This window comes from Streptomyces sp. NPDC002779, assembly GCF_042888685.1.
In the GTDB taxonomy this organism is placed as follows: domain Bacteria; phylum Actinomycetota; class Actinomycetes; order Streptomycetales; family Streptomycetaceae; genus Streptomyces.
Map to the genome: position 1 here is coordinate 487,389 of NZ_JBIAQC010000002.1, position 19,314 is coordinate 506,702.

16 protein-coding genes and 1 tRNA gene are annotated in these 19,314 nt (G+C 71.1%); 14 read left to right on the forward strand and 3 right to left on the reverse strand.

Annotated elements, in window-relative coordinates; genetic code table 11:
- The first annotated feature begins 87 nt into the window (after window positions 1-87).
- The 3 genes from ACFYW5_RS07820 to ACFYW5_RS07830 all read left to right on the forward strand — a co-directional run bounded on the left by ACFYW5_RS07820 (window position 88) and on the right by ACFYW5_RS07830 (window position 5,168).
- Window positions 88-1,587, forward strand: a complete 1,500-nt coding sequence (locus ACFYW5_RS07820; RefSeq protein WP_389416055.1) for a D-ribitol-5-phosphate cytidylyltransferase — start codon at window positions 88-90, stop codon at window positions 1,585-1,587.
- Window positions 1,588-1,706: 119 nt separating this feature from the next.
- Window positions 1,707-3,755, forward strand: coding sequence for a hypothetical protein (locus ACFYW5_RS07825; protein WP_389416056.1), 2,049 nt, complete (start codon window positions 1,707-1,709; stop codon window positions 3,753-3,755).
- 198 nt (window positions 3,756-3,953) lie between these two features.
- A complete protein-coding gene (locus ACFYW5_RS07830; RefSeq protein WP_389416057.1) occupies window positions 3,954-5,168 on the forward strand; it encodes a glycosyltransferase family 2 protein in 1,215 nt (404 codons plus the stop codon).
- On the opposite strand, the gene ACFYW5_RS07835 is transcribed toward ACFYW5_RS07830, so the two are convergent.
- Window positions 5,162-7,210, reverse strand: coding sequence for a hypothetical protein (locus ACFYW5_RS07835; RefSeq protein ID WP_389416058.1), 2,049 nt, complete (start codon window positions 7,208-7,210; stop codon window positions 5,162-5,164). The two genes, ACFYW5_RS07830 and ACFYW5_RS07835, sit on opposite strands and share 7 nt — an antisense overlap.
- Window positions 7,211-7,304: 94 nt before the next feature.
- Window positions 7,305-8,699, reverse strand: coding sequence for a polysaccharide pyruvyl transferase family protein (locus tag ACFYW5_RS07840; protein WP_389416059.1), 1,395 nt, complete (start codon window positions 8,697-8,699; stop codon window positions 7,305-7,307).
- A gap of 184 nt (window positions 8,700-8,883) precedes the next feature.
- On the opposite strand from ACFYW5_RS07840, the gene proB reads away from it, so the two are divergent.
- The 5 genes from proB (at window position 8,884) to ACFYW5_RS07865 (ending at window position 13,896) form a co-directional block, all read left to right on the forward strand.
- The gene (proB, locus tag ACFYW5_RS07845; protein WP_389416060.1) at window positions 8,884-10,011 is read left to right on the forward strand and encodes a glutamate 5-kinase; all 1,128 of its coding nucleotides are present in this window, start codon (window positions 8,884-8,886) and stop codon (window positions 10,009-10,011) included.
- A 169-nt stretch (window positions 10,012-10,180) separates the two neighbouring features.
- A complete protein-coding gene (locus tag ACFYW5_RS07850) occupies window positions 10,181-10,648 on the forward strand; it encodes a hypothetical protein (RefSeq protein WP_389416431.1) in 468 nt (155 codons plus the stop codon).
- A gap of 113 nt (window positions 10,649-10,761) precedes the next feature.
- On the forward strand, window positions 10,762-12,048 hold the full coding sequence (locus tag ACFYW5_RS07855) for a glutamate-5-semialdehyde dehydrogenase (protein ID WP_389416061.1): 1,287 nt from the start codon (window positions 10,762-10,764) through the stop codon (window positions 12,046-12,048).
- A 71-nt stretch (window positions 12,049-12,119) separates the two neighbouring features.
- Window positions 12,120-12,728 (forward strand): hypothetical protein, encoded by a 609-nt coding sequence (locus ACFYW5_RS07860; protein WP_389416432.1) that lies wholly within the window; start codon window positions 12,120-12,122, stop codon window positions 12,726-12,728.
- 100 nt (window positions 12,729-12,828) lie between these two features.
- On the forward strand, window positions 12,829-13,896 hold the full coding sequence (locus ACFYW5_RS07865) for a hypothetical protein (RefSeq protein WP_389416062.1): 1,068 nt from the start codon (window positions 12,829-12,831) through the stop codon (window positions 13,894-13,896).
- A 33-nt stretch (window positions 13,897-13,929) separates the two neighbouring features.
- Here the strand turns inward: ACFYW5_RS07865 and ACFYW5_RS07870 are convergent, their stop codons facing one another.
- The gene (locus ACFYW5_RS07870; protein WP_389416063.1) at window positions 13,930-15,030 is read right to left on the reverse strand and encodes a M48 family metallopeptidase; all 1,101 of its coding nucleotides are present in this window, start codon (window positions 15,028-15,030) and stop codon (window positions 13,930-13,932) included.
- A 307-nt stretch (window positions 15,031-15,337) separates the two neighbouring features.
- Here ACFYW5_RS07870 and ACFYW5_RS07875 point away from each other — a divergent pair, with 307 nt between their 5' ends.
- The 6 genes from ACFYW5_RS07875 (at window position 15,338) to ACFYW5_RS07900 (ending at window position 19,187) form a co-directional block, all read left to right on the forward strand.
- Entirely contained in the window at window positions 15,338-15,502 is a 165-nt protein-coding gene (locus ACFYW5_RS07875) for a hypothetical protein (protein WP_351983746.1), read from the forward strand.
- Window positions 15,503-15,563: 61 nt separating this feature from the next.
- Window positions 15,564-16,202, forward strand: coding sequence for a nicotinate-nucleotide adenylyltransferase (gene nadD, locus ACFYW5_RS07880; protein WP_389416064.1), 639 nt, complete (start codon window positions 15,564-15,566; stop codon window positions 16,200-16,202).
- Window positions 16,203-16,218: 16 nt separating this feature from the next.
- Window positions 16,219-17,850, forward strand: a complete 1,632-nt coding sequence (locus tag ACFYW5_RS07885; protein ID WP_389416065.1) for an LCP family protein — start codon at window positions 16,219-16,221, stop codon at window positions 17,848-17,850.
- A 93-nt stretch (window positions 17,851-17,943) separates the two neighbouring features.
- Entirely contained in the window at window positions 17,944-18,387 is a 444-nt protein-coding gene (gene rsfS / locus ACFYW5_RS07890; RefSeq protein ID WP_389416066.1) for a ribosome silencing factor, read from the forward strand.
- The gene (locus tag ACFYW5_RS07895; protein ID WP_389416067.1) at window positions 18,384-19,040 is read left to right on the forward strand and encodes a histidine phosphatase family protein; all 657 of its coding nucleotides are present in this window, start codon (window positions 18,384-18,386) and stop codon (window positions 19,038-19,040) included. Before rsfS ends, ACFYW5_RS07895 begins: the two co-directional genes overlap by 4 nt.
- Before the next feature lie 74 nt (window positions 19,041-19,114).
- Window positions 19,115-19,187: transfer RNA gene (locus ACFYW5_RS07900), tRNA-Ala, on the forward strand.
- Window positions 19,188-19,314 lie beyond the last annotated feature (127 nt).

Consider the following 19,314-nt stretch of genomic DNA (forward strand, 5'->3'; position numbering starts at 1 on the left):
TATGCGGGGAAGGTCGCTCACCTTGCACTGCGGTTACCGGAAGTGGGAACATTTCGAGGTTCCCAGTCGCCACAAGGTAGGTCACCTGTGTCCCAGCACATAGCCAAGCCCCGTACCACCGCAGTGATCCTGGCCGGTGGTACCGGTCAGCGTGTGGGTCTCTCGATCCCCAAGCAGCTGCTGAAGATCGCCGGCAAGGCAGTCATCGAGCACACCCTGACCACCTTCGAGAAGGCCGACTCGATCGACGACATCATCGTGCTGATGGCGCCGGGCTACGTCCCCGACATCGAGAAGATCGTGGCCAAGGCCGGGTTCACGAAGGTCACGAAGATCATCGAGGGTGGCGCCACTCGTAACGAGACCACCGAGCGGGCCATCGCCGCCCTCGGTGAGGGCCTGGCCGAGGGCGAGGACCGCAACGTCCTCTTCCACGACGCCGTGCGCCCCCTGCTGTCACAGCGGGTGATCGACGACTGCGTCGCCGCCCTGGAGCGGTACCAGGCCGTCGACGTCGCCATCCCGTCCGCGGACACGATCATCGTCACCCGCACCCACGGCGAGGACGGCGAGTTCATCACCGAGATCCCGGACCGCTCCCGGCTGCGCCGCGGCCAGACCCCGCAGGCCTTCAAGCTGTCCACGATCAAGCGCGCCTACGAGGTCGCGGCCGGCGACCCGAACTTCCAGGCCACCGACGACTGCACCGTGGTCCTGCGGTACCTGCCGGACGTGCCGATCAACGTCGTCGCGGGCGACGAGTACAACATGAAGGTCACCCAGCCCGTCGACGTCTTCATCGCCGACAAGCTGTTCCAGCTGGCCTCCACCGCCGCGCCCGAGCAGGTCTCCGAGGAGGCCTACCGCGAGCTGCTGACCGGCCGGACCATCGTCGTCTTCGGCGGCTCCTACGGCATCGGCAAGGACATCGCCGAGCTCGCCGGGTCCTACGGCGCCAACGTCTACGCCCTCGGCCGCTCCACCACCGGCACCCACGTGGAGAACCCGGAGGAGGTCGACGACGCGCTGTCCAAGGCGTACGCCGAGACCGGCCGCATCGACTACGTGGTGAACACCGCGGGGGTGCTGCGCATCGGCAAGCTCGCCGAGACCGACAACGCCACCATCGAGGAGGCGCTGAAGGTCAACTACCTCGCGCCGGTGCAGATCGCCCGCTCCTCGTACAAGTACCTCGCGGAGACCGGCGGCCAGCTGCTGCTGTACACCTCCAGCAGCTACACCCGCGGCCGCGCCGAGTACAGCCTGTACTCCTCCACCAAGGCCGCCATGGTCAACCTCACCCAGGCGCTGTCCGACGAGTGGGCCGGCGACAGCGTCCGGGTCAACTGCATCAACCCCGAGCGCACCGCCACCCCGATGCGCACCAAGGCCTTCGGGCAGGAGCCGGCCGGCTCCCTGCTCTCCTCCGAGGCGGTCGCGCGCACCTCGCTGGACGTGCTGCTCTCCGAGCTGACCGGTCATGTCATCGACGTCCGCCAGCAGGACCCGACGGCCGCCGCGGGCCAGGCGTCCGGCTTCGAGGCGGCGCTGGCCAGTGTGCTGGACCGTCAGGACGGCGTGGCATAATCAGCTCTTAATAGCCTTACGGAATTCAGGCCTCTGCGTTTCTTCATTCACGAAGAATTCACAGGGGCCTGAGTCCTTGGCCCTCCAGACCGGCAACCCCTCCCAGAGCAGGTTTATCCGTGATCTCCACCGCTATACGCGTCGCCCGGGTGGGCAGCGCGGCCGAGCTGGCCGCGGCGGTCCTCGTGATGCTGGGCTTCCCCTGCCTCATGGTGGCCGCGCTCGTCCCGAGCGTTCCCGCCTTCACGGTTGCGGCGGCCGTGACGTACCTGGCGGACCACTATCTGCACCGCAAGGGCAGCTACCTGGTCAACCGCCTGAGCAAGGTGCGCGCCGGCCTGTCGATCCGCTTCCTGATCCGACAGCTGCTGCTGATCCTGCTGCTGGCCCGGGTCGACCTCTCGGACAACCTGGTCTTCTACGCCGCGGTCGCGGGCTTCATCGCCTTCTACGGCCTGCAGGCCCCGCACGGCGCCCTGGTGACCCTGATCCGCAATCGCCGCCGGATGCCGGTCGCCACCCGCAACATCGACCTGGCCTCCCGCATCCGCATCCCGGACGCCCCGCCGCGCGGTCTGCTGAACCGCTCCGCCGAGAAGATGCTCCACCTCGACCTCGCCGCCATGGCCGGCGTGCTGGTCTCGGCGTTCCTGGACGAGGCCATGGCCGGGTTCATCGGCATCGGCGTCACCGTGTTCCTCGGCTGCCTCTACGTCCTCGCGCTCGTGCCGTACGTCCGCGGCAGCAAGATCCCGCCGAACGCGGACGCCGTACTGGCCGCCATGGACGCCTGGCTGGCCGAGTACCGGCCCGAGACGGTGCTGTACTTCTCCGGCTCCAAGGAGTCCGCGTACCAGGTCAACATGTGGCTGGAGACGATGGAGCAGCTGGACACCCGGCCGCTGATCATCCTGCGCGAGCGGGTCATCCTGGCGAACCTGGCGCCGACCACGGTCCCGGTCATCTGCGTGCCCGGAGGGGTGCACCTGATGAACCTGGACCTGAGCACGGTGCGGGTCGCGCTGTACGCGGCGAACGTCGGCAAGAACATCCACCTGCTGCGCGTGCCCACCATGAAGCACGTCTTCATCGGCCACGGCGACAGCGACAAGCTGGCCAGCGTCAACCCGTTCAGCAAGGTCTACGACGAGGTGTGGACCGCGGGCCGCGCGGGCCGCGACCGGTACGCCATAGCGGACGTCGGCGTCCGCGACGACGACATCGTCGAGGTCGGCCGCCCGCAGCTGGCGCCCATCCAGACCTGGCAGGGCGTGCCCGAAGGTCGGATGCCGACCGTGCTGTACGCCCCCACCTGGGAGGGCTGGGACGGCAACCCCGGCAACACCTCGATCGTGCTGGCCGGCGAGAACATCGTGAAGAGCCTGGTCAAGGCCGATCCGCCGGTCCGCGTCCTGTACAAGCCGCACCCGTTCACCGGTACGGTCAGCGCCGAGGCCAAGGCCGCCCACCAGCGGATCACCGCCCTGGTGGAGAAGGCCGGCGCCGAGCGCGCCGCCGACGCCCGCTTCGCCGCCGACACCGCGGCCCAGAGCGCCGCCAAGGCCGAACTGGCCCGGATCGAGGCCCGGCTCGCCGAGCTGGCCGGCAACGGCAAGGAGCGCGGCGACGAGGCCGAGGCCACCCGGGACAGCCTGGTGGACGTGGCCCGGCACGAGGAGGTCGCCCGGCTGCGCGCGCAATGGAACGACGCGTACTGGCGCTCCTTCGGCAGCCATGAGCACCGGGTGATCACGGGCGCCGAGCCGCGGCTGTACGACTGCTTCAACGTCTCCGACGCGATGGTCTCCGACATCTCCAGCGTGGTCTCCGACTTCATCGCCAGCGGCAAGCCGTACGCGGTGACGGACTCCGGGGAGCTGGGCGAGGAGGAGTTCAAGCGGCAGAACACCGCGGTGCGGGCCGCCGTGATCCTCTCCAACAGCGCCGCCGAGCTCGGCGGTCTGCTGGACGCGGTCCGCGACCCGTCCGCCGACCCGCTGGCCGAGGACCGCGGCGAGCTGAAGCGGTATCTGCTCGGCCCGGACGAGCCGACCTCCCTCGACCAGTTCAACACCGCCGTCGCGAACCTCGCCCTGAAGGCCGAGACCCGCAACCTCGGCCAGGCGGCCCGGATCGCGGCGACCGAGGAGGCGGAACTGGCGGGCTGACCGCCGGTTCACCGAGACCCCCTTCGGCCCCCGAGGAGTTCAACTCCTCGGGGGCCGAACGCTTTTGACACCTGGTACGTACTGTGACCTGAGTCACGAAACGTTCGCCGCGGAGCAACCGCTTCTCGACTTGAACCGTCTACTAGGTAGCGAAAAGGAGAAACGGGAGAAAACCTTCCGTTGACTGAGGGGAAACAGGTGACCGTGACGCAGCCTGATGTGAGCGTCGTCATCGGGGCGTACGAGGCGATGCCGTACCTGGTCGAGTGCCTGGCGTCCGTCGAGGCGCAGACCATCGACCCGGCACGCGTCGAGGTCATCGCGGTGGACGACGGCTCGTCCGACGGCACGGGCGCCTGCCTGGAGGAGTTCGCGGACCGCGCCCCCATGCCGGTCACGGTGATCCGGCAGGCCAACTCCGGCGGTCCCAGCGCCCCGCGCAACGTCGGCCTCGGCAAGGCCACCGGACGCTACGTCTTCTTCCTCGACGCCGACGACCGGCTCGGCCCCGAGGCCCTGGAGCGGATGGTCGCCATGGCCGACCGCAACGGCACCGACGTCGTCCTCGGCCGGGTCGAGGGCGTCAACCGCAAGCCCCCGCAGTCGATGTGGGGCAGCACGCTGGAGCGCACCGACGTCTGGTCCTCCAACATCAAGTTCACGCTGAGCGCGCAGAAGCTGTTCCGCCGGGAACTGCTCACCCGGCACGGCATGCGCTTCGACGAGTCCCTGTGGACCGGCGAGGACGCGCTGTTCACCATGGAGGCCTATCTGCGGGCCGACGGCGTCTCCGTGCTCGCCGACTACACCTGCTACTACCTGGTGGGCCGCGCGGACGGCAAGCATGTGACCAAGGGCGGGAGTTACACCCTGCGCTTCGACTCCGCGCGCGCCCTGATGCAGCTGATCGCCGACATGGTCCCGCCCGGCCCGCGCCGCGACGCGCTCCTGGTCCGGCCCTTCCTGGTGACCCTGCTGCCGCAGTTCGGCCCGAGGTTCCTCAAGGACAGCGCGAAGATCCGGCGGCACAAGCTGGAGCTGGCCGCGCCGCTGATGGCCGCGTACTGGAACGAGGACACCGCCCGGCGCCTCAAGGTCGACGAACGGCTGCGGCTGCGTCTGGTGGCCCGGCAGGAGACCGAACGCCTGCTGGAGGTCCTGCGGTTCACCAAGGCCGGACAGCAGCCGGCGGCCCTCCTGGAGCAGCGGGGCCGCCGCCTGTACCTCGCCTACCCGTACTTCCGCGACCCCGAGGCCGGCATCCCCGACGCGGTCTATCTCGCCGAGCCCCGGGAGGCCCGCGCCCACCCCGGCTACCGCGAGGGCGGACCCGGGCTCTTCCTGCGCCGCGTCCTGCGCAAGCTGCGCCGGACGCTCCGCTCGGGCGGCCGGACCGCGACCGCCGGTCACTGAGGCGCGGGCACCTCCCGCCGCCGGGGCCCGGGGAGCTCCGCCGCCAGCCGCTCGGCCATCCGCACCCGGTGCTCCCGAGCGGCCGCACACAGCTCCTGTACAGCCGTGTTGAACCGCTCCTGCGCGGCCGGCTCGGCGGGCCCCAGCAGATGCCGCTTCAACTCGGCCCGCGCCCCGGCCAGTTCGTCCTTCCCGGGGTCCCGCACCGCGGACAGCAGCTCCGGCACCCCGGACGCGTCCGGCGTCAGCACGGTCGCCGCCCGCACGGTCGGGAACGCCTTGCGGAACCCGTCCGCCGAGAGCCCGCTGGTGTTGGCCACCGCGTACGGCTTCTCGCTGGCCAGGAAGTCGCTGATCACGCTGGACACGTCGCTGATCAGCAGGTCCGCCTGGTTGAAGCAGGAGTACAGCGCGGGCCGGGCCTCCGTGACGACCTGGTGCTCCCACTCCGGCAGTGCCGCCCAGTAGGCCGCGTCCCACGCCTCGGTGACCCGGGCCACCGCCTCCGCGCGCCCCTCCTCCGGTGCCGACTGGCTCCCCATCCGCTCCAGCTGATCGGCACCGGACCGGGCGACGCAGCGGGTGAGCCGGTCCAACTCCGCTGTGAGACGGGCGAGTTCGCCGTCCTCGGCGGGCCGTTCCCCCGAGCGCTCGCGGTTCGCCGCCCGCACCAGCTCCCGGATCCGCAGATCGGCCGCCCCGGCCCGCGGATCGACCGAACCGGTCAGCGGGTGCGGCTTGTACAGCAGCCGCACCCGCGGATCCGCCAGCAGCGCCCGGACGATGTTCTCCCCGGCCTCGATCACCGAGGTGTTCCCGGGGTTGCCGTCCCAGCCCTCCCAGGTCGGCGCGTACAGGACGGTCGTGTACGTCCCGGCCGGCGGGCCCGCGCAGGGCCGTACGGCGTCCAGCTGGGGGCGGCCGATCTCCACGACGTCCTTGTCCTCGACGCCGACCTCGGCGAGCGCGTACCGCTCGCGGGCCGCGGGTCCGGCGACCCACACCTCGTCGTAGGCCTTCGCGTACGGGTTGCAGGAGGACAGCTTGTCGCTCTCCCCGTGGTTGACGAAGGTGTGCTTGATGGTGGGGATGCGCACCACCTGGGAGGTCTTGCCGGAGTTCGACGGGTGGATGAGGACCTGCAGCGTGGACTGCTCCAGGCGCATCAGCGTGGACACCTTCGGCAGGCAGACGACCGGGACGTCGGTCGCCGCCAGCTTCTGGACCATGAACCGCTCGCGCAGCACGATCAGCGGCCGGCCCTCCAGCTTGGCGAGCGGCTCCAGCCACATGTTCGCCTGGTACGCCGAGGAGGGGCCGCCGGAGAAGTACAGGCCGACCGTGGGGCGGTACTCGGCCAGCCAGGCGTCCAGCCAGTCCAGTGTCTGCTGTTCGTTCGCAGGGCGGCGGCTCGGCAGCAGCCGCAGCAGCAGGTCGCACAGGCCCAGCACCGCGAGGCCGAGGGAGAGCGCGATACCGAGGGCGGCCCAGTGGCGGTCGGCGGTGGCGGCCGTGGCGAGCAGACCGGCGGTCGCAGGCAGGCCGAAGGCCAGCAGCCGGGGGCCGGGGCGGCGCAGCAGGACCGGTGGGGCGGGGGACAGGCGCAGCGCGGAGGCGTCGATGTTCCGGGTCACCACCGGCAGCGTGCGGGTGCGCCGGACCAGGACCGAGACCGCCTGGATCACGCAGTGCAGGGCGTAGAAGGCGAGCAGACCGGCCACGAGCGGGGCGTACCCCGACTCCCGGTCCTGGCCGCCGAGCAGCAGCAGGCCCACCACCAGCAACAGGTCCCGCAGCACATGGCGCACGGTGATGTCCAGGTGCGACTTGGCGAACACCGACAGCATCCCGCGCTGCCAGCGGTACAGGACGCCCTCCACGGCCAGGGAGAGCACGGTCGCGGCGATCAGCAACGGGACGTGCGGGCGCAGGGCGGCCACGGCCTGGACGCAGAACGCGCCCGCCAGAAGGGCCGCCACCAGCGCCCGCACCGGGATCCGGAGGCGGGGCGGGCGGGGGAAGGACAGGGGCACTGCGGTCACTCCAAGGTCGGCGCAGGACGTGCGTTTGGGTTAACGCGCGCCTGCCTCCGGACGACACGCAGGTGTCCGAAACGCCTTGGAGTGAGCCCTTGTGCTACTGGCGGCCCGAGTGGAGCGCCCTGCCGACCACGCGGCGCGCCCGCCGGTACACGGAGGACGGGGCCACGACCGCCTTGGAGCCGGAACGCGCCAGCTCCTGCTTGAGCTTGGCGTTGTCCGCGCTCAGCTTGCTGATCCGGTTCTGCAGGAAGCCGAACCGGGCCGCCATGGCGATGGGATCGGCGTCGTTCCACGGGCGGATGCCGGCCGGGAAGGACAGCGAGCGCATGCGCTGCTCGAACGCGGCTCCGCCGTCGCCGTGCGTGAAGGTGTTCTTCAGGCCGTTGCGGTCCAGGAAGCCGGTGAACCGCTCGAAGCGCTCGTGGTGGCCGCTGACCAGCGGGCCGAAGTCCGCCTGCGCGTACAGCTTCGCCGGGTCGACGTCCTCGCCCTTGCCGACCTCGTCGATCCGCTGGTGCGGGATGTCGAAGTAGCGGCACAGCTCCAGCGTGCGGGAGTCGCTGCACAGCACGGTCGCGGGGGTGCCGGCCAGCAGCGCCGCGATGTTGCCGTGGATGCGGGAGCCGAAGGAGTAGTCGAACTCGCGCAGATCGTCGATCCAGGTGATCGGGTCGATGTAGACGCGGGCCTTGTCCTCCCGGTACATCGGGTGGTCCGGGTGCGTCGGCATCTCGGTGATCTTGCCGTTGGGGCCGGAGACGTCCCGCCAGTGCAGCTGGAGGGCGTCGCTGAGGTTCTGGCCTATGTAACGCAGGTGCGGGTAGCGCTCGTGCGCCCGCATGATGATCCGGTCCATGCCCTGGGTGCGGACCGCGCTGTGCGAGCCGTTGACGGCGACCCGGGACTCGGGGGTGAGCTCGGGGGCCCGCTTGGCGACGGTGAGGTCCTTGCCGTGCATGAACATCGACGGGCAGCCGATGACCTCGACGTCCTTGAAGCCCATGTCCTTGAGGTACTTCTCGGTGAACTCGCCGCGCACCCCGATCGAGGCGCTCTTGTCGAGCACCGCGGAGACGAACGCGCGCACGGCCGGCTCCATGGGCTTCAGCCGCGCCGGGTCGTAGGACAGCCCGGTCTGCGCGCCGACGCCCACCACGACCACGGGGATCTTCAGCCGGGTGATCAGCTGGGTCAGCCGGGTCAGCTGCGGCTCGAAGGAGGGCCGGAACGCGTTGGCGAGCGGCACGACGAAGGCGTCGTACTTCTCGTTGATCCTCCCCGCGGCCTGCACATTCGTCCGGATGCCGTTGGACACGACCTCGGTGCCCGGGACTTCCAGGATCTTGTGGGTGGCGTCGCTGAAGATCAGGTTGCCGGAGTTGGTGGCGATGACGTCGCGGTGGAGGGCTTCTTCCACGGGGACGACGTCGAAGGGGCTCTTCCCCGATCTGAGGAGGATGCGCCGTGAGGGAGGAACATTCGATGACACAAACGTCAGAGTAAGTTTGATCGGCCGTTCATTTCTATAAGCATCCAGTACAACTTTTCGGTCATGCGCGAGGAGTGAGCGTGCGGTTACCGGCCCGCTGTCCGGGCAGTGGACCGGCGAGCGGCGGGCGGCGCCGTTCGCGTAGATTGCGGGACAGTCGACGCGCGAGGGGACGGAACACCAGGTGACAGGCGTAAGGCAGGCCGTCGGCGAGGCCCGCAGGATCGTCGTCAAGGTGGGTTCCTCGTCCTTGACCACCGCCTCCGGAGGGCTCGACGCGGACCGGGTGGACGCCCTCGTGGACGTCCTCGCCAAGATCCGCAGCGGGGGAGAACGTGAGATTGTTCTCGTTTCCTCCGGCGCCATCGCGGCCGGTCTCGCCCCGCTCGGACTGCGCCGCCGCCCCCGGGACCTCGCCCGCCAGCAGGCCGCCGCCAGCGTCGGCCAGGGCCTGCTCGTCGCCCGCTACACCGCCTCCTTCGCCCGCTACGGCGTCCGCGTCGGCCAGGTGCTGCTCACCTCCGACGACATGAGCCGCCGCGCCCACCACCGCAACGCCTCCCGCACCCTCGACGAGCTCCTGGCGATGGGCGCCCTGCCGGTCGTCAACGAGAACGACACCGTCGCCACCGACGAGATCCGCTTCGGCGACAACGACCGGCTCGCCGCCCTCGTCGCCCACCTGGTCCGCGCCGACCTGCTGGTCCTGCTGTCGGACGTGGACGGCGTGTACGACGGCGACCCCAGCAAGCCCGGCACCTCCCGGATCGCGCAGGTGCGCGGACCCCAGGACCTCGCGGACGTGGAGATCGGCAGCACCGGCAAAGCCGGCGTCGGCACCGGCGGCATGGTCACCAAGGTCGAGGCCGCCCGGATCGCCGCCGCCGCGGGCATCCCCGTGGTGCTCACCAGCGCCGTCCACGCGGCCGAGGCGCTGTCCGGCGGGGACACCGGCACCTACTTCCACGCCACCGGCAAGCGGTCCGCCGACCGGCTGCTGTGGCTCCAGCACGCCTCCACCCCGCAGGGCTCGCTGACCCTGGACGACGGCGCGGTGCGGGCGGTCGTGGACCGCCGCAAGTCGCTGCTGCCGGCCGGGATCGCCGCCGTGGAGGGCGAGTTCAGCGCGGGCGACCCGGTCGAGCTGCGCGACAGCACCGGGCGGGCGGTGGCCCGCGGCCTCGTCAGCTTCGACGCCAAGGAGATCCCCCAGCTCATCGGACGCTCCACGCGCGAGCTGGCCCGCGAACTCGGCCCGGCCTACGAACGCGAGGTCGTCCACCGGGACGATCTCGTCCTGCTGGAGCCCTGACCCGGCCTCCGTCCGAAAACGGGGTGAACGCCCCGGCAAAGGTGTCGCCCTCAGGTGGACGTTCCGCAAAAGTGCCACAGAACTGCTTGCGGACTGCTCAACTTTGTCTCAGGGACATTCCGTGCGAGCACTGCTCGACCGTGGGACGAAGGAGGCCGTCGTGAGACGAGTGCGCCCTGGGGCGGCGGCGTCCGGCGGTGGAATCGGCGGTTCCTCCTCCCGGGCGGTCGGTGAGGAGCGCGCCCTGACCAGCGTCGCGACCGGCGAGCTGGCCGGGGGAACGAAGCCGGCGGACCTGCCCCGGCTGTGGCACGTCACCCTCAGCGTCTCCGGCGAGGAAGCCCCGCTGAAGGAGGTGCGGCGCGCCCTCGAACAGCTCGCCCACGACCACCCCTTCCTGCTGACCAGCCGCTACGCCCACGACCACGCCGAGATCCGGTACTGGGAAGAGGCCCGCGACCTGCACGACGCGGCCGCCGTGGCGCTGCGCCTGTGGGGCGAGCACCGGCAGAGCGCCGGCCTGCCGCCCTGGGAGATCGTCGGCCTGGAGGTCATCGACCGGGAGACCTACCACCAGCGCATCGCCGAGGGATACGGCCCGCCGCCCGCCTCCCCGGTGGGTGTGCACCCCTACTGACACCGCCGCGTCGAGCGCCCCTGGAGAACCCCTTTTGCGTGAGCTTCGGACGGCTTGTCTCGCGGTGTGGGACATCCCGTGAACCGGCCCGTCCCGCGCACTACGCTTCCCTCATGACCACGCTCTCGCCGTACGACTCGATGACCCCGGTCACCCAGGCCGCCTACCGCGCCAAGGCAGCCGCCGCCGACCTCGCGCCGCTGCCGCGGTCCGTCAAGGACGACGCGCTGCTCGCCATCGCGGACGCGCTGGAGGTCCGTACGAGCGAGATCGTCGACGCCAACGCCAAGGACGTCGCCGCCGCCCGCGAGGCCGGCACCAGCGAGGCGATCGTCGACCGGCTGACGCTCACCCCGGAGCGGGTGCGCGCCATCGCCTCCGACGTGCGGGACGTCGTCGCGCTGCCCGACCCGGTCGGCGAGGTGGTGCGCGGCTCGACCCTGCCCAACGGCATCGACCTGCGCCAGGTCCGCGTCCCGCTCGGCGTCGTCGGCATCATCTACGAAGCCCGCCCGAACGTGACGGTGGACGCCGCCGCCCTGTGCCTGAAGTCCGGCAACGCCGTCCTGCTGCGCGGCTCCGCCTCCGCCTACGAGTCCAACACCGCCCTCGTCCGGGTGATCCGGGACGCCGTCGGCGGTGCCGGACTGCCCGCCGACGCGGTCCAGCTCGTGCCGGGCCAGAGCCGGGAGAGCGTGCGGGAGCTGATGCGCGCCCGGGGCCTGGTCGACGTCCTCATCCCGCGCGGCGGCGCCTCGCTGATCCGGACGGTCGTCAACGAGTCCACGGTCCCGGTCATCGAGACCGGCACCGGCAACTGCCATGTGTACGTCGACGCGAACGCCGACCTCGACACGGCCGTCGCCGTCCTGATCAACTCCAAGGCCCACCGGGTCAGCGTCTGCAACGCCGCCGAGACCCTCCTGGTCCACCAGGACATCGCCCCCGAGTTCCTGCCCCGGGCGCTGGAGGCCCTCGCGGAGGCCGGGGTCACCGTGCACGCCGACGAGCGGGTGATGGCGTACGCCAAGGACTCCCGGGCGACCGTGGTGGAGGCCACCCCGGAGGACTGGGAGACGGAGTACCTCTCCTACGACATCGCCGCCGCCGTCGTGGACTCCCTCGACAAGGCCGTCGAGCACATCCGGCTGTGGACCTCCGGCCACACCGAGGCGATCGTGACGACCTCGCAGCAGGCCGCCCGCCGCTTCACCCAGCTGGTCGACTCCACCACCGTCGCGGTCAACGCCTCGACCCGCTTCACCGACGGCAGCCAGTTCGGCTTCGGCGCGGAGATCGGCATCTCCACCCAGAAGCTGCACGCCCGCGGCCCGATGGGCCTGCCCGAGCTGACCAGCACCAAGTACATCGTCACCGGCGACGGCCACGTGCGCCGCTGAACCACCGGGGCGCATATGCGGGGGGCACGCGCCCCCTGCCGTCTCACTGGGCGGATGAATTTCCGTACTCTCTGCCCAAATCGACCCCCCAGGTCTACTCTGGAGCCGTGCCGGAGGACGTGGGGGGTACGCCGTTTCCGGACGGCTGGGAGCCCGACGACGACCACGACCGCGGGGTGTCGGACGAAGAGTTCGCCTCCGTGGTCTTCGACGAGGCATTCGTCCAGGCGGCCAGGGCGCACGAGCCGACCGCCGTCGAGCGCCTGCTGGCCGCCGCCCAGGCCAGAGCGGAGGCCTCCGAGGCGGAGGCCCGCCGGGCCCACGGCCGGGGCGAGCGCTACGACGGATACGGCGCCGACCGCCGGGGCCGTTTCGGCCATGATCCCGACTACGACGACCTGGACGACACCGACGTCCTCGACGGCCCCTACGGCGCCCCGGGCACCTACGGCAAGCAGGTCCGCTGGCACCGTCCCGTCGCCTGGATGCTCGCCCTCCTGATGGGCATCGGCATGGTCGCGCTGGCCTTCACGGCGGTGTACCGGGGCGCGTCCTCGAACAACCGGGACCGGGTCCCGCCGCCGGCCTCCACGGGACCGGAGCAGGGCGGCGCGGTGGCACCCTCCGCCTCCGCCGACCATTCCCAGCCGGCCATCTCGGCCGAGCCGCGCACCCCCTGAACGGACCCCGGCGAAATCCCGCCGTTTTTGGTGAGAACCTGTCAGAAGTTGGCGTAGAGCGGGGCGTTTACCCGAGCTTCCGGAGGCCTACGCTGAAGATATGGGAGGGCCTGGAGACCCCCCTGAGGGGACACCCGAGGGCGGACCCGCAGGGGGCGAGGAGGAGTACCGATCCGTCGTCTTCGACGAGTCGTTCGTCCGCGCTGCCCGGCTCCAGGAGCTCTCCGCCCAGGAGCGCATCGACGATCACGCCCCCGCCGTACGCCGCCTGCCGCCCATGCGCCGAGGTCTGTCCCGGCAGGCGCTGATCCTGGTCCTGCTGGTCGCCGTCGCCTTCGGCACCGCGATCTACATGGGGGTACGGCACCCTTACCAGGACGCGGCGCAGCCGGGGCCCGTCGAGCCGCTGCGGATGACCGTGATCCCGCTCGCCCCGCAGGGCGAGGTGCCCGGCTCCACCGACACCGAGTCGCTGTACGCGCACAGCCCCGCCGCCCAGTACCGGATCGGCGCCGAGGGCGTCCCGCTGCCCGCCTCCCGGCCCACCGCGCACTTCTCGGACGGCCAGGTCGTGAACGCGCTCACCATCGCCAAGGACTACATCGTCCGCTCCGCGCTCTACCCCGAGGTCGTCGTCGGCGAACAGGTCCGGCCGGTGCGGGTACTCCTCGACCCGGACCAGCTCGACCAGTTCGACCAGAGCTTCGACCACCCCGCCGCGGACGGCCGGCACGCCCCGACCGGCTGGATGGTGCGCTTCGACCCGAACAGCGTGGAACTCGCCGACCGCAAGATCCGGGTCCAGGGCACGCTCACGGCCGCCGAGAGCGACGCGTCCACCCTCGAGGTCACCGCCGACCACACCTTCGTGTACGCGCTGCGGCCGGCCGGCGCCCCGGAGGCCGAGGCGTCCCTGTTCACCGTCCGGCGCGAGCTGCACTTCCGCTTCGACCGCGACGACCTGCGCATGCGCCAGACCCAGCTGATCGTCTCCTACGTCCAGGCGGGCCCGCTGTCCTGCGCCGACGACTCGGCCGACCGGCTGCGCCCGCTGCTGGCCGGCCAGACCGCCAAGGCGGGCGGCCCGGCCGGCACCGACCCCTACGCCACGGGGAACGCGACGGCGCTGTGCGGCTCGCTCGCGACGAGCGCCCAGCCGAAGGTGTGAGCGGCCGGCCGTTGCTGTGCGCGGCCCGCCGGCCTACTCGCCGTCCCGCGGCGGCGGAGGCGTGTCCGTGGGCGGCCGGTCCTGCGGCGCGGAGCCCGCGAAGCCGCCGAAGCCCCGGCGCACCCGGCCGCCGAGGTCGCCCGCCCCGCCCGCGATGTCCGTGACCAGCTTCATCAGCGGGTCCTTGGAGGACTTCACCTGCGTGGCGTAGTGCGTCGCCGACTCGCGCCAGGCGTCCGACACCGAGCTGTCCTTGTCCTCCGAGCGGCGCGGATAGTGGCCGTCCATGATCCGCTGGTAGTCCCGGGACTCGGCCCACCGCTTCAGCTCGGCCGCCCGGACCGTGGTGAAGGGGTGGGAGCGGGGCAGCACGTTCAGGATCTTCAGCACCGAGTCGCGCAGGTCGCCGCCCGCCTCGTACTCCTCGGCCTGCTTCAGGAACGCGTCCACGTTCATCTCGTGCAGGTGGTTGCCGCCCGCGATCTTCATCAGGCCGCGCATGGAGGCCGTCAGGTCCTGCCCGACCAGCAGCCCCGCCCGGTCCGCGGACAGCTCCGACTTGCGGAACCACTCGCGCAGCCCGGTCACGATCGCCATGATCGCCACCGTGCCCAGCGGGATCCAGGCGACCCGGATGGCGAGGTTGGTCAGGAACAGCAGGATCGTCCGGTACACGGAGTGCCCGGACAGCGCGTGCCCCACCTCGTGCCCGACGACCGCCCGCATCTCCTCCTCGTCGAGCAGCTCGACGAGCCCGGTCGTGACCACGATGATCGGCTCGTCCAGACCGATGCACATGGCGTTCGGCTGCGGGTCCTGGGTGACGTACATCGGCGGGACCTTCTCCAGGTCCAGGATGTAACAGGCGTCCCGCAGCATGTCGTTGAGGTGCGCGAACTGCTGGTCCGAGACCCGCACCGAGTCGGACAGGAACAGCAGCCGCAGGCTCCGCTCGGGCAGCAGCCCGCTCAGCGCCTTGAAGACCGTGTCGAAGCCGCTGAGCTTGCGCAGCGCCACCAGGGCACTGCGGTCGGCCGGGTGCTCGTACGCACGCGAGGAGATCCCGGGGAAGCGCCTGCGCTGCCTGCTCGGCACGTGCTCGTGCCCGTCGTGCTGGTGGCCGTCGTCGGACATGTGGTCCCCCATGTGCGTCTGTGTGGCCGTGTGCGGCCCCTTCGGGCCCCCGGAGCGGGCTCCAAGCCTAGGCGGAGTTGCCGTGGACGGGCAGTGGAGCTCAAGGAGCCGCGCGACCTCACCGCGTGGGTCCCGTTGCCGGGGTACAAGTCGAAGGACGAGTGGGCCGCCGGATAAGTTGCCTCCCCGCGGGAGCGCCCCTGTCGGGGCGTGCCCCAACGGCGGAGTCGGCGTGAGCGGCGCGGAGCCGCCCGCTTACGATGGGCCGACATCTTTATCCCGCCCACACCCGAAGGTCCTGCCGAAGATGAGCTTCCCCAGCACCGCTGCCCAGTTGGTCACCCTCGCTGCCGAGGGCGGAGAGCACGGCGGCAACCACGAGAGCCTCGACCCCCTGGTGACGGGCGGCGCCGCGTTCGTCATCCTGATGCTGCTGCTGTGGATCACCACCCGCTTCAACCGCGACCGCTGAAGCCCGGCCCCGGGGGTCTGGCGGCCGTGGCCCGCGAGCCGGGCCGGTAGGGTCTGCACGCATGGGAGAGCAGGACATGCCTACCGGCCCGGACAGCGGCCCGGCGAGCCCCGGCAAGCGCCGTCTCGGCGTCATGGGCGGAACGTTCGACCCGATCCACCACGGGCACCTGGTGGCGGCCAGTGAGGTCGCCGCGCAGTTCCACCTGGACGAGGTGGTGTTCGTGCCGACCGGGCAGCCGTGGCAGAAGAGCCACCGCACCGTCTCCCCGGCCGAGGACCGCTACCTGATGACGGTCATCGCGACCGCCGAGAACCCGCAGTTCTCGGTGAGCCGGATCGACATCGACCGCGGCGGCCCGACCTACACCACGGACACGCTGCGCGACCTCAAGGCGCTCAACCCGGACACCGACCTCTTCTTCATCACCGGCGCCGACGCCCTCGGCCAGATCCTGACCTGGCGGGACACGGAAGAGCTGTTCTCCCTCGCGCACTTCATCGGGGTCACCCGGCCCGGCCACCACCTGGCCGACCCCGGGCTCCCGGAGGGCGGTGTCTCGCTCGTCGAGGTTCCCGCCCTCGCCATCTCCTCCACAGACTGCCGTGCGAGAGTCGCCAAGGGCGACCCGGTCTGGTATCTGGTGCCGGACGGAGTCGTGCGCTACATCGACAAGCGCGAGCTGTACCGCGGCGAGTGAGCCGAGAGGGGCACCGGTGAACGACCGATACGACGCGGGGTCCGCGGGGTACGGGGCCGACCAGCAGTACGAGATCGTCGGCTACGACGAGTACGGGCGGCCTGTCTACCAGCAGGTCCAGCAGTCGCAGCAGCCCCTTCAGCAGCCGTACGACCCCTACGCTCAGCAGGATTACGGCTACGACCCGTACGCGACCGGCCAGCAGCAGCCGGTGCAGTCGTACGACCCCTACGGGCAGGCCGCGCCCTACGACCCCTACGGCCAGGCCGCGGCCAGTGGGCAGCAGCCCCGGGTCGCCGAGCAGACCGCCTACATCCCGCAGCAGGCCGGGCCCGTGGCGGAGCCGGACGAGCCCGCGCGGGACCAGCGGGACCACCGCACCGAGCAGTTCGCCTTCGTCGAGGACCCCGAGGGGGACCCCGAGGACGTCATCGACTGGCTGAAGTTCACCGAGAACCGCACCGAGCGCCGCGAGGAGGCCCGGCGCCGGGCCCGCAGCCGGATCGTCGCGCTGGTCGTCGTCCTGGCGCTGTGCGCGGCCGGCGGCGTGGGCTACCTCTGGTACGCCGGGAAGCTGCCCGGGCTCTCCTCCTCCGGCGACAAGACCGGCACTGCGACCGCCGGCGGCGCCCAGAACCGCGATGTGGTCGTGGTGCATCTGCACGACACCAAGAGCGGCGACACCGCGACGGCCCTGCTCGTCGACAACACCACGACCCGGCAGGGCACCACCGTCCTGCTGCCCAACTCCCTCGCCCTGACCGGCGATGACGGCACCACCAGCACGCTGGCCAAGTCGGTCGAGGACGACGGCTCCACCGGCACCCGGGAGGCGCTCGACACGGTCCTCGGCACCGAGATCCAGGGCACCTGGCGGCTGGACACCCCCTACCTCCAGAACCTCGTCGACCTCGTCGGCAACATCGACATCGACACCAACACCGACGTGCCCGACCCGGCCGCCAAGTCCAAGGGCGCCGCCCCGCTGGTGAACAAGGGCGAGGCCCAGACCCTCAGCGGCAAGATGGCCGTCGCCTACGCCACCTACCGCGGCCCCGGCGAGCAGCAGAACGCCCAGCTGGAGCGGTTCGGGCAGGTCATGCAGGGGGTGCTGCGCAAGCTGTCCTCGGACGCGCAGGCCGCCACGGTCACCGTGCAGACGCTCCAGCAGATCCTCGACCCGTCCATGACGGACAAGGACCTCGGCACCTTCCTCGCCGAACTCGCCGACCTCGCCAAGGGCGGCGACTACCGGACCGCGCTGCTGCCGGTGCAGGACGACGGGACCCTGAGCGCCGAGACCAGCGCGAGCGTGGTCAAGGACGTCCTCGGCGGCACCGCGAAGAGCCCCGACCAGGGCGCGGCCGTCCGCGTCTCCGTGCAGAACGCCACCGGTGTGAAGGACAACACGGAGAAGGCCCGCGTGGTCCTGCTCAACGGCGGCTTCACCTTCCTGGAGGGCGGCACCGCCTCCGCCGCCCAGAGCGCCTCGAAGGTCCTCTACACGGACGCCGCCGACAAGGAGAACGCCACTGAGGTCGCCAAGACCCTGGGCCTGCCCGCCGGCGCGGTGGCCAAGGGCAAGGTCACCTCGAACGCGAGCGTCTCCGTGATCCTGGGCCAGGACTACGAGCCGTCGTCGGCGTAGGCCGGTGGGCCCGGTGCGCGAACAATCACGTGGGGCGCCGTCGGCGGTCGTGAGACCCTTGAGTCCTATCGACCGCCGACCGAAAGCCTTGTAGTGACCGCCACTGACCGTTCCATCGAGCTCATCCACACGGCCGCCCAGGCTGCCGCCGACAAGCTCGCGCACGACATCATCGCCTACGACGTCAGCGACGTGCTGTCGATCACCGACGCCTTCCTGCTGGCCTCCGCGCCCAACGACCGCCAGGTCAAGTCGATCGTCGACGAGATCGAGGAGCGGCTGAACAAGGAGCTCGGCGCCAAGCCGGTCCGCCGCGAGGGCGACCGCGAGGCCCGCTGGGTCCTGCTCGACTACGTCGACATCGTCGTCCACGTCCAGCACAGCGAGGAGCGGGTCTTCTACGCCCTGGAGCGGCTGTGGAAGGACTGCCCCGAGCTGGCGCTGCCCGAGGACGCCAAGGCCACCCGCGGCAAGGCCGAGGAGCACGCCAAGCTCCGGGCGGAGGAGGACGCCGCCGAGCTGGGAGGGCTCGGGTGAGCGCCTCCGCCGACGCCAGGCGGGGCCGCCGCGTCATCCTGTTGCGGCACGGACAGACCTCGTGGAACGTGGAGCGCCGCTTCCAGGGCACCACCGACGTCGCCCTCACCGAGGAGGGCATCGGCCAGGCCCGCCGGGCCGCCCGGCTGCTCGCCTCGCTCAAGCCCGACGCGATCGTCGCCTCCGACCTCCAGCGCGCCGCGCACACGGCCGCCGAGCTGGCCGCGCTCACCGGCCTGGACGTGACCCACGAGGAGGGCCTGCGCGAGACGTACGCGGGCGTCTGGCAGGGACTCACGCACGACGAGATCATCGCCCGGCACGGCGAGGAGTACGCCGCGTGGAAGCGCGGGGAGCCGGTCCGCCGCGGCGGTGGCGAACTGGAGAGCGAGGTCGCCGACCGGGCCGCCCCGGTGGTGCTGCGGCACGCCGAGAAGCTGCCCGACGACGGCACCCTCGTGGTGGTCAGCCACGGCGGCACGATCCGCACCACCATCGGCCGGCTGCTCGGCCTGGAGGCGCGGCACTGGGAAAGCCTCGGCGGCCTCTCCAACTGCTGCTGGTCCGTCCTCGGCGAGGGCGCCCGCGGCTGGCGGCTGCTGGAGCACAACGCCGGCACGCTGCCGGAGCCGGTGCTCGGCGACGACGACTGACCCGGATTTCACTTTCCGGCAGGTCGCAGGCTAAAGTTCTTCTTGTTCGCCCGGCCCGAGCAGGGAGAACGCGAGGGGCTATAGCTCAGTTGGTAGAGCGCCTGCATGGCATGCAGGAGGTCAGGAGTTCAATTCTCCTTAGCTCCACAGATCGACTTCGACGATCAGGATCCCATCCCCTCCGGGGGGTGGGATTTTTCGTGCACACTGATCCCGAACGGGCTTGAGTCACTTGGGACCGACCAGGCGTATACCTCTGTGGAGGCGCCCTGTG

Bases quoted from the DNA above. Each gene is read 5' to 3' on its own strand.
- ACFYW5_RS07855 (WP_389416061.1), top strand. From the start codon at position 10,762: ATGACCACGCTCTCGCCGTACGACTCGATGACCCCGGTCACCCAGGCC.
- ACFYW5_RS07865 (WP_389416062.1), top strand. From the start codon at position 12,829: ATGGGAGGGCCTGGAGACCCCCCTGAGGGGACACCCGAGGGCGGACCC.
- ACFYW5_RS07870 (WP_389416063.1), bottom strand. From the start codon at position 15,030: ATGTCCGACGACGGCCACCAGCACGACGGGCACGAGCACGTGCCGAGC.
- ACFYW5_RS07875 (WP_351983746.1), top strand. From the start codon at position 15,338: ATGAGCTTCCCCAGCACCGCTGCCCAGTTGGTCACCCTCGCTGCCGAG.
- nadD (WP_389416064.1), top strand. From the start codon at position 15,564: ATGGGAGAGCAGGACATGCCTACCGGCCCGGACAGCGGCCCGGCGAGC.